The organism is Flavobacterium bizetiae (assembly GCF_024271895.1).
In the GTDB taxonomy this organism is placed as follows: domain Bacteria; phylum Bacteroidota; class Bacteroidia; order Flavobacteriales; family Flavobacteriaceae; genus Flavobacterium; species Flavobacterium bizetiae.
In genome coordinates this window covers 3,417,544-3,430,848 of record NZ_CP091861.1, presented here as the reverse complement: position 1 = coordinate 3,430,848, position 13,305 = coordinate 3,417,544, and the positions used below count along the sequence as shown (strand labels likewise).

At 35.1% G+C, this 13,305-nt stretch carries 8 protein-coding genes; 4 read left to right on the top strand and 4 right to left on the bottom strand.

From position 1 onward, the window contains the following. Positions 1-32: 32 nt before the first annotated feature. Together L0669_RS14795 and L0669_RS14790 are read right to left on the bottom strand one after the other, a co-directional pair. Positions 33-1,358, bottom strand: coding sequence for a S41 family peptidase (locus L0669_RS14795; protein ID WP_263758514.1), 1,326 nt, complete (start codon positions 1,356-1,358; stop codon positions 33-35). Positions 1,359-1,744: 386 nt separating this feature from the next. Next, positions 1,745-2,494 (bottom strand): 4-hydroxy-tetrahydrodipicolinate reductase, encoded by a 750-nt coding sequence (locus L0669_RS14790; protein ID WP_263758513.1) that lies wholly within the window; start codon positions 2,492-2,494, stop codon positions 1,745-1,747. Positions 2,495-3,226: 732 nt separating this feature from the next. Between L0669_RS14790 and L0669_RS14785 the strand changes: the two genes are divergently transcribed. Beyond that, complete coding sequence (locus tag L0669_RS14785; protein WP_263758512.1) at positions 3,227-3,661, top strand: DUF1810 domain-containing protein; 435 nt, start codon at positions 3,227-3,229, stop codon at positions 3,659-3,661. A 98-nt stretch (positions 3,662-3,759) separates the two neighbouring features. Here L0669_RS14785 and L0669_RS14780 read toward each other — a convergent pair whose 3' ends face one another. Both L0669_RS14780 and L0669_RS14775 read right to left on the bottom strand, forming a co-directional pair. Beyond that, positions 3,760-5,688, bottom strand: a complete 1,929-nt coding sequence (locus L0669_RS14780) for a glycoside hydrolase family 97 protein (protein WP_263758511.1) — start codon at positions 5,686-5,688, stop codon at positions 3,760-3,762. 239 nt (positions 5,689-5,927) lie between these two features. Further along, positions 5,928-6,959, bottom strand: a complete 1,032-nt coding sequence (locus tag L0669_RS14775; RefSeq protein ID WP_263758509.1) for an aldose epimerase family protein — start codon at positions 6,957-6,959, stop codon at positions 5,928-5,930. Positions 6,960-7,097: 138 nt separating this feature from the next. On the opposite strand from L0669_RS14775, the gene L0669_RS14770 reads away from it, so the two are divergent. From L0669_RS14770 to L0669_RS14760, 3 genes are all read left to right on the top strand, one after another. Continuing rightward, entirely contained in the window at positions 7,098-8,006 is a 909-nt protein-coding gene (locus L0669_RS14770) for an AraC family transcriptional regulator (protein WP_263758508.1), read from the top strand. Between the two features lie 128 nt (positions 8,007-8,134). Beyond that, entirely contained in the window at positions 8,135-9,544 is a 1,410-nt protein-coding gene (locus tag L0669_RS14765; protein WP_173969709.1) for a sugar porter family MFS transporter, read from the top strand. An 18-nt stretch (positions 9,545-9,562) separates the two neighbouring features. Then, positions 9,563-12,877: a tetratricopeptide repeat protein gene (locus L0669_RS14760; protein ID WP_263758506.1), complete on the top strand. Its 3,315-nt coding sequence runs from the start codon at positions 9,563-9,565 to the stop codon at positions 12,875-12,877. Positions 12,878-13,305: the final 428 nt, after the last annotated feature.

Below are 13,305 nucleotides of genomic sequence, written 5' to 3'. Positions count from 1 at the left end.
GCGACTTTGCGAGATTAAATTCTAAAAAAAACTTACTCTTTTTTATAAAACTTCTCCTCTCCGTCCTGATACACTCTCTTAATTCCCGTTACCAAATTGTTTTCAGAAATAACTTTTATACGGAAATCATCTATTCCATCCACCAGAAATAAATCTTGCTCGAGAGGAGTCAATAACAAAGTGAATAAATTATTCCATTTATAATATAAATTATCATTTTCAAGCTTCAGCTCTGATTTACCGTATTTTCCCTGATACGATTTTAAAACCGTGCTGTCAATATTAGCTGCTTTTTGTCTGTTTTTAATGATTGGAATGTACCAATTGAGGTTGTTAGTCACCTCTTTATTTTTGGCTGATAGTTTTTGTAAAGCAAGGATATGAGAGGTATTTACAGCTTCCTCATTTTTGCATAAAACATCGGGCATAACCCCTTTTCCTTCAAAATCAAGGTTTGTAATTGGGTCCTTTACTTCTCCAAAAGGAATATTTACAGAAAAACCATCTGGTAATACTTTTCGATCAATTGGGTGTGCTCCTCCCGCCGTTTTCTCGCCTACAATTGTAACACGTTTTAAATTTTGAAGCGAATAACTCATCCATTCAGCTGCAGAAAAAGTAACGGAACTGGTTAGAATATAAATATCAATATCTTCCAGACGTTTGCCGGGAACAGATGGCAATAACCACATTTCGCGTTCTACTTTTTTTCTGTTTTTCTCATTATAATAATATTTGTAAAGAGGCAATTCTTTACCGGAATAAAAATAACTGCTTAGAAATTGTCCCATTTCCATAGCTCCGCCATTATTTTGGCGTAAGTCGATAATCAGCGCATCAGTAGTGCTTAAAAATTGCATAGCCGATGCAGCCGTTTCGCTACCAATTGCAGGATCTTCAAAATAATCAAATTTTAGATAACCTACATTTCCCTCTAAAATTCGTACTTGCTGAAAACCGAAATTTTTCTTTTTTGCTTCGGCCAATTCTTCTGCTTTAATTTTTTTCAGTACTTCTTTATCTTCTTTTTTAAGCTGATTTTCTGTCCATTCCGGATCATATCGTACTGAAAAATGCAAGTCTTTACTAACTTCTATAAGATCTGCACTTAATTTACTCCCAAATTCATTTGGTTTTACAATGTCTTTATAAAGCCCTTTTTTATAATTCTCATTCAGTTTCTTTTTAATATCTCCAACAGCATTTGGTCGTATATAAAACTCTTCAAGTTTTTGGGTTAGCGAATCAATAATTTGTTTTTTACTTAATTCAGTAAGATTTTCTTTTACGTTTGACGCGTTTTGCGAATACGAACCAATTGAAAATGTTAGCAATAATAAGGCTAATAGTCTTCTCATTTTATGAAGTTTTATAGTTTAAAGTTATTTGTAGAAAGCGATATTTTCTGCTATAGGATAAATTCGCTCTACAATGTATTTGATATATCAAATGTAATTATTTATTTGATATATCAAATATATTTTTATCAATTATTTTTTATTTTAAATTTTCGCATACAAAAAACCCGACAAGTTTTAGGGAACTGTCGGGTTTGAATACTGAAGTTTTTTATGTAGTAACAAGAATTTTGCGCAAAGTCACAGAGATGCAAAGTTTTAAACTTAAAAAAGAAACAACTTTGCGTCTAAGCTCTTGATAGCTATCGGGATTGAAAGATTTTTTTAACGTTTTACCTAAAAAAATTCTGCCTTAGTGCCTTTGTGGCAAAGCAATTTGCAGTAAACTAAACCGTAAAATAAGGCGACAAAATATCTTCAAAATTGTATAATCCTTTTTGTTTGTGTTCTAAATTTTCGGCAACAAAAACAACTCCGTTTCCAAAGGCTTCTCTCGAAATCGATTCGTGAATCAACCGAACGGTTTGATATGGAAAACCAAAGATTACTTCATGTTTCCCAACGATTCCTCCTGCCCTAACCGAATTGATATTTTCTTTATCAATGTCTAAAGCTTCTGCAATTTTAACCGCGGTTCCTGACGTTCCTTGTTTCATTTTAAAATGTTCTTCGTTGACTTCGATATCAACCCACGGAGCGATTTTCTTTAAAAATTTCGCCGCAAAAAGTAAATAATTAACACCAAGTGTAATATTAGGCGACCAGAAAACGGTGGTTTTATGTGCCAGTTTTTTTAATAATTGTAATTCTTTATCCTTATAATGAGAGATTGCTGAGATAATTTTAATATTGCGGCTTGCGGCAAGTTCGCCATAAGTGTAAATGCCTTCGTTAGACGAAAAATCGATAATGACATCTACAGGATGTTTGTCTAATAATTCCTCCATAGTGGTTTTAGAACTTGAATAGATCAATCCGGGTTCTTCTGACTGAATTCCAAAAAACTCCGGAACTGATCTGTGTTCTAAAACAGTACTTTGTCTTAAAACCCATTCCAGGCAAAATTTCTTGTTTTCAAGTAGTATTGATGCTACCGATTTTCCAGTCTTTCCAAATCCGATTAATCCTATTTTCATAATTTATTTTTTTTATTGAGCAGAACGCCCGTTAACAGAAATTGACATTTTTTGAAACTAATGTCAAATCAAAAATTCAATTATTATCTAAGTCGATAATGTAGTGTACTAGTAAAAATAGAAATATTATAACGGGAAGACTAAAGATTATTGAGTTTTATAACAAAAAAGAGGATTGTTAACAGGAATAATATTGTGAATTTTTTAACCATAAAGATTGCAAAGCACAATCTTGTCATTTCGACGAAGGAGAAATCACACTCGCAATTCGATAAAGATTGGCGATTATGATTGCGGAGTTTCTTGTGTGATTTCTCCTTCGTCGAAATGACAAAATAAACGACAATGATTGTCCTAGCCCCGATAGAAGAGGAAATCCTTTTGTGCCGGTGTTCGGCACAAAAGATTGGAACGAATAGCGGGATTAGCTCCTGAAAAAAAGACTTGGCTTTACCATTAGCAATCGAAAATGATCAAAAAAACGCCAAGTTTATTTAGCCACAGATTAAAGGATCTAAATGATTTTAAAAATCTGCTTCAATCATTTTAAAATCTGAGTGAAATAAAAAAGCTAAAAAGAATTAAATCAATAAAATTTCCGATAAATACTACAGATAATTTCCCGCTTAATATATAGAAAAAAAGGAATGTAAAAAAAACTTTCAGAATACTTAACTATATTTATTTTCAGTAGTTTTACGACCTGATTGCCCCAAATAAAATCAGTAAATAATGGCTTACAATAATAAAGGATTGGTTCGCTTTTTAGACGCGCAAAACAAATTATACTTGTCTGCGCTTTCGGAAATTAAAAAAGGAAGAAAAGAATCTCCGTGGATGTGGTTTATTTTTCCGCAGATAAAAGGATTGGGATCGTGTGATACATCTAAATTCTACGAAATTAAAAATGCAGATGAAGCAATCGCTTTTCTGGAACATCCGATTTTAGGAAAACATTTGATAGAAATCAGTGCCGAACTGATCAAAACTGATGAAAAAACGGCAGAAGATATATTTGGAAATCCGGACAATGAAAAACTACAATCGTGTATGACTTTGTTTGCCAGTGTTCAGAATACTGAACCTGTATTTAATGAAGTATTAGACAAATATTTCGACGGATCTTCAGATTTTCATACGATACAATTACTGTATAGTAATCTTTAAAAATAAAAAAGAAAACCATATAAGTGATATAAGTAATTTAAGCTTAACTATGTGTAAAGCTATAATATGAACTTATATCACTTATATGGTTTAAAAAATTACTTTATAAACTCAATAATAAATCCTCCTTTTGGAGCTAAGTTATATTGCCATTTTGAAGTTATCGGATGAGTTTCTACTTTAAAATCCATTAAAGGGTCTTTGCCTTCAGAGATAATTCTGAATTTTGAATAGCCTTTTCCGTATTTTTTAAGATCGATTGAAACCGGTTTTGCTTTGTTTGTTCCGTTGATTCCTACGATATACGAAAGGTTGTCTTTTTTACGCGATAGTACAACGGCCTTTCCAGGTTCCGCAATGATGCATTCGGTTTTATCCCAGGTTGCCGGCATTTCTTTTAGCAGATTTTTCAATTCATTTGGTAATGAATTAAAAACCTCTTCTGAATCGGCAAAATGAATAATTCCTGATGTATAAATCATCGCCATCGCTAACTCATGTGTTCCTGTATTTAGACGAGTGTATTTTCTAAAAGTTAATGCAAACGGTGTATAATCAGAAGGTCCGGCTACGTTTCTGGTAAAAGGCAATACAGTGTTTTGTTCCGCTGCCATTTCCGGAAATCTTGGCTCGTAAAAATAGCTTTCGGTTCCTAGAATTGCTTCTGCGGTTACAAAATTAGGCCATGTTCTGTGCCATCCTCTTGGTACCGTTGTTCCGTGTAAGTTTACTAATAAATGTTGTTTCGCGGCATCTTCAAAAACCGATTGTAAAGTTCCCATAACTTCCTGACGATCTGAGCACCAAAAATCTATTTTAACTCCTTTTACGCCCATATCAGCCAGTTCTTTGAACCTTTTCTTTCTTTTATCTGCATCGAAATATTCTGCTGAATATCCCCAAACTAACGGTTGAACTCCTTTTGCTAAAGCGTAATCGATAATTTTTCCTTCTTTATTGGCTTTTTCCCATCCGGCATCAAAAAGCGTGTATCTAAAGCCAAACGAAGCCGAAACATCAGTAAATTTATTGTACATTTCTGGCGTAAAATCCTCAGGATGTGACCACCAGGACCAGGCAGCTTTTCCGGATATAATCCACGAAGTATCTTCGATTTTTGACGCTGGAGCCAAATCTGTAATCATAGTCGATAATAAAATATCTCCTGCTTTATCTCCAATCATAATTACTCTCCAAGGCATTGTCCAAGGCAAATTTGATTCCGGATAAGCTTCTTTATCTGGCAAAGGCAACGTAAATTTTTCGTCTTTTTTAGCGAAAGCTATATTGTAAATTCCGCCTTTAGAATCGGGTTGCAAATGGCATCCCGGAAACGAACCGTCAGTTGCAGATTCTGCAATCAGAACCCAACTTTTAGCATCGTTTACATTAAAAAGTGCCGGCATACACCAACCCACAGATTCACCTCTTGCACCATTTATTGGGTCTCCAGGTTTTACATTAATATAAAAATCTTCATAACCAGGCGTATAATCTCCAGCTTTATTGTACGGCTGAAGCCATCCTTTGGCATTTTGATCAATATGGAATCCTGTACTTTCATTTTTAAGAACTCTGGTTTGATTTTCTTTTTCGGCAAATCTGTATCTAAAAGCAACTCCTTCTTCTCCGGCAATTAAATCTATTGTCATTAAAGCGCCTTGCCCATTTTTAAACGTGATGCTTTTACTTTTAAAAACATGATTGGCAATTTTATTATTCGCCACTTTAAGCTCGTATTTTTCTACCTTTTCTTCGACAGGTGAAACTTTTACAACCGATAAACCAGAGGTAAAATCATTGTTGGTGAAAGTCAAACCCAGAGGAGAATTTAAAAGTATCTTTTTGTCACGACGTGTTACTTCATAAGATAAGCTTCCGTCTTTAGCCAAAGACAACTCGATTTTGTTGAGATTATCTTTAGACTTTAGAGAAAGTCCATCGTTTTGTGCTTTAGTGGTTAGCTGCACAAAAAACATTGCGGGTATCAGCAAACTTAAGGATCGATGAATAAGCATTTTTTTCATTGTATATAATTTAGAGGTGATAGTTCATTTTTACTGCTTTAACAGTTTTAGCGCAATTATTTTAACACATAGAAACATAGATTTATTTTGCGCATAAAAAGGCATTTCATTTAGCATTAATACACATAGCTATGTGTGAAGAAATGTGTTTCTTTTTTTATAATCTTTCTTAAACATAAAATCTATGTTTCTATGTGTTTAATATTTTTTTTTAATTGCATCCAATGCATTACTATAGATTAATTTTCAGAAATCACAACATCAAAAGCATAGATAATCGTTTCATTATAAACTTGTCCGGCTTCGAAAATTGTATTCGGGAAATGAGCGTGATTCGGACTGTCCGGATAATATTGGCATTCTAAACAAAGCCCGTCGAAAGGTTCGTAAAACTTGCCATGTTCGCCCAAAACAGTACTGTTAAGATAATCTCCTGTATACAATTGTACGCCGGGATAAGTGGTTTTAACCAATAGCTTTCTACCTGATTTTTCTTCGAATAATTCGCATGAAAAATCGGGACGTATTTTATTATCATTAAAAATATAATACGTGTTGAGTCCACTATTTTTCATCACATCTCCTAATTTATAGTTTTGAAAAGCATAGTTTTCTGCGGGTAAAATTTTCCCTGTTGGGATATAATCTGCCGTACTTTCAATTATTTTATCTGCTTCAATTTTTAGAATATGATGCTGTATTTTTTCTTTACAGGCCGATAAATTAAAATAAGAATGATTGGTAAAATTGAGCGGCGTTGGTTCATCGGCTAAAGCCAAATATTTAATTTTGAGTTCGTTTTTATCCGTCCAGCTATATATCACTTTTGTTTTTAAGTTTCCGGGGAAACCGCCTTCTCCACTGTTGCTTTCGAGAATAAAAACTACTGAATCATCCTTTATCGCAAAATCAAAAACCTTATTGTTAAATCCTGCTGAGCCACTGTGATTATTGTTTTTTCCGTCGTTTTTATCGAGATAATAGGTTTTATTTTCGATCGAAAATTGAGCATTATTGATTCTGTTGGCAAAACGCCCAACCGTTGCTCCTATATAAGATTTGTCTTTTAGATAGCCTTCAAGAGTAGGAAATCCTAAGACTACATTTTCTTTAATTCCATTTTTATCCGGCACCACTATGGATTTTACTATTGCTCCATAATTAAGGAGTTCAACATAGTTTCCGTGAACATTGGTGAGTCGAAAGTTAAAGATTTCTTTGCCATCGCATACGCCAAAAGGTTCGCATACAATATTATTAATAGGATTCATATTGTTTTAAAAAAAGGATTGAAAACATCATTGTTATTCGAATGTTTCAAATGTAGTTTTGATTATTGTCATCAAAATGGACATTTTTTTTAAAAACATGGATTAAATTACGATATTTGAAAAATAATATCCGCAAAAATGAAGAATTCACCACAAAAGGAAAAAATAAAAGTTAAAGAAGGTTTTTTAGGCCAACGTATGATCGTGATTCCTAAAAACATACTTTCGAGCATTAAAAAAAATGCACTTATTGCCAGTTTGTATTTTACAGATATTGGTGTTTTCCCCAATGCAAGCCACCACTCGATGAAACGAAAACATGGCAGCAAACAATACATTCTTATTTATTGTTATAAAGGTGAAGGTATCATTAGTAAAGAAAACAAAACCATAACGCTCAAAGCGAATACCTTTTATATAATACCTCCTGAAGTGGCGCATGATTATTATGCACTAAAACAAAATCCGTGGAGTATTTACTGGATTCATTTTACCGGACCGCAAGCGCCACATTTCTACGAAAAGTTCATCAGCGAATTTCCGGACACAGCGCCTCAATTATCGCTTGAAGAAAGACGTATTGAACTTTTTGAAAACATACTCGATGTTATGGAAGATGGTTATAGTGCCAGTAATCTTGAATATGCCAATCTCTCGTTATGGCAATTACTGAATGCTTTTTTATATGAGCGGTTTTTCATCAAAAAAAACAGGCAATTTTCAGAGGATAATACTATTGAGTCCGCAATTGATTATATGAAAAAACATCTGGATTTGGCTCTAAAAATCAATGATGTCGCGGCTTACTTTAATTACTCGTCTTCGCACTTTTTTACCTTGTTTAAGAAACAAACGGGCTACTCTCCTATACATTATTTCAATTACTTAAAAATGCAAAAAGCCTGTCAATATCTCAGCTTTACCACTATGAGTATTAAAGAAATAAGCTTTGCATTGGGGTTTAATGATCCGTTGTATTTTTCGCGTTTATTCAAAAAAATAATGAGTACTTCACCCATACAATATCGTACGGAATACAAGCAGTAACGCAATTGTTTTCGTATTTTAGCCAGAAGTGCAAAAAAATCGTATTATAATCCATCTATTCAAAAAAAATATCCATAAATCAAAGGTTCCTGTTCTGCTAATTTTACAAAAGCTATTAAAACCTTTTTATGAAAAATTATAATTATACCTTTTTACTATCAATTAGCCTTGTCGCAGCATTGGGTGGTTTACTCTTTGGATACGACTGGGTTGTAATAGGTGGTGCAAAACCATTTTACGAAATTTATTTTGGCATTTCTAATTCTCCTGCGCTTCAGGGCTGGGCAATGAGTAGTGCACTTGTAGGCTGTGTTGCGGGAGCAGCCGTTGCCGGAAAACTGGCAGATACTTACGGAAGACGTCCTATGTTGATCGTTGCCGCCATATTATTCTCCTTATCGGCTCTTGGAACCGGAGCCTCAGAAACTTTTACGGTATTTATTATCTGGCGTATTATTGGCGGAATCGGAATTGGAATTGCGTCGACAATTTCACCCTTATATATTGCAGAAATCGCTCCGCAAGAAACCCGCGGACTTTTTGTATCAATCAACCAGCTTACTGTAGTTATAGGTATTCTTGCCGCACAAATTACCAATATGCTAATTACCGAAGTTATTCCGGCAGGATATACACACGTTGAAATTCTGGCTTCATGGAACGGACAAACGGGCTGGAGATGGATGTTTTGGGCTGGATTTTTCCCGGCAGTTCTATTTTTTATATTAATGTTTTTAATTCCTGAAAGCCCAAGATACCTTGCTAAAAAAGGAAATTACGATACAGCCGAAAATACGCTTACTAAAATTGGAGGTTTGGCCTACGCCAAAGAAGCTACGGTAAAAATAAAAGAAACGTTTACCGACGAAAGCGAGAAAACCGATTTCAGAATGTTACTGGATAAAAAAGCATTACCAATTCTAACAATCGGGATTGTATTAGCCGCTTTTCAGCAATGGTGTGGTATCAATATCATCTTTAATTACGCTCAGGAAATCTTCGTTTCAGCGGGTTATAGTATCAACGATTTGTTCATGAACATTGTAATTACAGGAAGTATCAACCTTGTGTTTACATTGGTTGCGATGGGAACTGTAGACAAAATTGGACGTAAAAAACTAATGCTTTTTGGTTCTGGCGCACTTGCTGTAATCTATGCTTTATTGGGGTATTTTTATTATACCAATGTTACCGGATTCCCATTATTATTACTGGTATTATTAGCGATCGCTATTTATGCCATGTCCCTTGCTCCTATTACCTGGGTTATTTTATCTGAAATTTTCCCTAACCGAATCAGAGGTGTTGCGATGTCTGTAGCGACATTTGCACTCTGGATTGCCTCTGCACTTTTGGTACAAACATTCCCCATTTTCAACGAATATTTAGGCACATCCGGAACTTTCTGGATCTACGGAGTTATCTGTGCTTTAGGATTTCTGTTTGTATTCAAAAAACTTCCTGAAACCAAAAACAAAAGTCTTGAAGAGATTGAGGAACTGATGGTTTCTGATAAAAAATCAAAGAATATTCAATAATTTAAATTTCATTACATCATGCAAAAAGTAAATGTTTGGAAGGAAAAAATAATCCTACCAACCTATGAGGTGGGCAAACCTGAAAAAAATCCTGTATTCATTGAAAAAAGAGTTTATCAGGGAAGTAACGGATCTGTATATCCTTATCCGGTTATTGAAAAAATCGCAGACGAAAAAGTCGACAAAGAATATCAAGCCGTTTATCTTGAAAATGAGTTTGTTAAAATAATGATCTTGCCTGAACTTGGCGGACGTGTGCATATGGCATACGATAAAACCAAAGAACGTCATTTTGTATACTATAATCAAGTTGTAAAACCGGCATTAGTAGGGCTTACAGGTCCTTGGATTTCTGGAGGAATTGAGTTTAACTGGCCACAACACCACAGACCAACGACTTTTGATCCGGTAGATTTTACGATCGAAGAACATGAAGATGGAAGCGCAACCGTTTGGTGCAGCGAAGTTGAGCGTATGTTTAGAACCAAAGGTATGGCGGGATTTAGATTGTATCCTGACAAAGCATATTTAGAAATCAAAGCGCAATTGTACAACAGAACATCTTTCCCACAAACCTTTTTATGGTGGGCAAATCCTGCGGTTAAAGTAAATGACGATTATCAATCGGTTTTTCCACCGGATGTAAATGCTGTTTTTGACCACGGTAAACGTGATGTTTCGTCTTTCCCGATTGCAAAAGGAACCTATTACAAAGTAGATTATTCACCGGGAACTGATATTTCGCGTTATAAAAATATTCCGGTTCCCACCTCTTATATGGCGATTGCGTCTAAATATAATTTTGTGGGCGGATACGAAAATGATTCAAAAGGCGGGTTATTGCACGTAGCCAACCACCATGTTTCTCCCGGTAAAAAACAATGGACTTGGGGACATGGCGATTTTGGCCGTGCGTGGGATCGTAACCTTACCGATGAAGATGGCCCATATATTGAATTAATGTGTGGCGTTTACACGGATAATCAGCCAGATTTTACGTGGATTATGCCGGGTGAACAAAAAGATTTTACGCAGTATTTTATGCCGTATCGCGATTTAGGCATCGTGAAAAATGCGACTAAAAATGCGATGGTCAATATTGAAAGTATCGATAATAAATTAGTAATTAAAGCGTATACAACAGGCGTTTACCCGAATACAACAGTAACTTTAAAAAGCAATGATACTGTTTTATTACAAAAACAATACGATGCTTCACCATACAATTCATTCGAAGAAACAATTGATTTTGATCAAAATGCTTCTTTAGAAAGTTTGTCGATTTCAGTAACGGATGCCGATGGTAAAATTCTGGTAGATTGGGCATATGAAGCACAAAATGAAGATGAAATTCCAGAAGCAGCAAAACCTGCTCTTGCTCCGGAAGCTATCGAAAGTAATGAGCAATTGTTCCTTACAGCACAGCATTTAGAGCAATACAGACACGCAACTTATAGCCCGATTCCGTATTACAAAGAAGCTATAAAACGTGATGCCGGCGATGTTCGTTCGAATAATGCGATGGGATTATGGTTAATGCGAAGAGCAAAATTTACAGAAGCTGAACCTTATTTTAGAGCGGCTATCAAAACTTTGACGCAAAGAAACCCGAATCCTTATGATGGAGAACCTTATTTCAATTTAGGTTTATGTCTTAAATATCAAGATAAAAACAAAGAGGCTTATGATGCTTTCTATAAAGCAACGTGGAATGCGGCATGGCAAAATCAAGGTTACTTTTATGTAGCGCAACTTGACGCATTAAATGGCGATTATGAATTGGCTTTAACACACATCAAAAAAGCAATTTCTAAAAATACCGAAGATCATAAAGCCTTGCATTTGCAAGTAGCTTTCCTTAGAAAATTAGGACAGCAGGAAAAAGCGCTACAATTAGCAAATGATTATCTTGAAAATGATTGTTTCAATTTTGGATTACTTTTCGAGAAATACCTTTTAAGCAATGACAAAAAAGATCTTGCGTATTTTAATTCATTAATCAGAAACAACATTCATACGTATATAGAATATGCATTAGATTATGCTGCTGCAGGTTTGTATCAGGAAGCCGCAAATTTATTGAATGAAGGATTAAAAGACGAAGAAACATATCCATTGGCGTGGTATTTTGCAGGTTCTTTCTATGAAAAATTAAATGATTTCGGTCAAGCCGAAAAGTGCTTTAAAATGGCGTCTCACGCAAAACCGGATTATTGTTTCCCAAATCAGGTTGAAGCCGCATTGGTACTTCAAAATGTGATCGCGAAACAAAACAATGATGCAAAAGCTTTGTATTATTTAGGAAACTTTTGGTACGCTTCTAAATATTATGATGATGCCATTTCTTGTTGGGAACAATCAGTTGCTATAGACGATACTTTCCCAACTGTACATCGTAATTTGGCTCTGGCCTATTACAATAAATTAGAAAATGAAGAAAAAGCACTTACCAGTTTAGAGAAAGCATTTTCATTAGATTTAGATGATTCAAGAATTTTAATGGAGTTGGATCAATTGTACAAACGTTTGAACAGAGATCTGGTTTTCAGATTGGCTTTCTTAGAGAAACATTTAGAGTTAGTGATTCAGCGCGACGATGTTTACTTAGAAAGAGTGGCTTTGTACAACCTTTTAGGGAAACACGACAAGGCTTTAACCCTATTACAAAACCGAATTTTCCATCCGTGGGAAGGCGGCGAAGGAAAAGTAAGCGGCCAATATCTTACAAGTTTAACCGAAATTGCAAAACAACAAATCTCTGAAGGCAATTATGATCAGGCCATAAAACTTTTAGAACAAGCGCAAACTTATCCTGATAATCTTGGCGAAGGGAAATTACCGGGCGCTCAGGAAAATGATATTCATTATTGGTTAGGCGTTGCTTTCGATAAAAAGAACAATCAGGAAGAAGCCAATAACTGGTGGAAAAAAGCCACTCAGGGACTAGAAGAACCTACGGCTGCGATTTTCTATAACGATCAGCAACCGGATAAAATTTTCTATCAGGGTCTTGCTTTCTTAAAATTAAATGATATTTCTGAAGCCAATAAACGTTTCGAAAAACTTGTTGCCTATGCGCAAAAGCACCTGAACGATCATGTTACGATTGACTATTTCGCGGTTTCATTACCCGATCTTATGATTTGGGAAGATGATTTAGATAAACGTAATAGAATTCACTGTTTGTACATGCAAGGTTTAGGGCTTTTAGGTTTGGATAAAAAAGCCGAAGCTGAAGAGACTTTCAAAACAGTTCTTTCTGAAGAAAAAAGCCATTCAGGCGTTACCATACATTTGTCTTTATTGAAAAATGAAGAATCCGTTTCTGTTTAAGTTAGTATAGGTATTTAAACAGTTAGACCCGAAAGGCCTTAAAAAGCTGTCGGGTCTTTGGGAATAAAAAAAGGTTTGATGATTAATTTCATCAAACCTTTTTTGTTTTTTCTGAGCATTGAATATGGCACCCGGATGACACGGATTCGCTTCGCGAAAACGCGGATATAAAACGGATTTTTTTTATGTTACGCTCATATTAAATACTCGCAATCTTGTCATCCTGAGGCACGAAGGATCACACTCGTAGATCGGCAAAGGTTATGTCTTTTCCTTGTGGAGCTTCTCGTGTGATCTCTCCTTCGTCGAGATGACAAAATTGCGCAGAATAACTTTTAAGGAGAGCCTTTGTCAAAGTTTAGAACTTTGACAAAGGTTTGCACAATCTTGTCATGCTTACTTCTGCAATATTTTTTTAGGAGCTAATC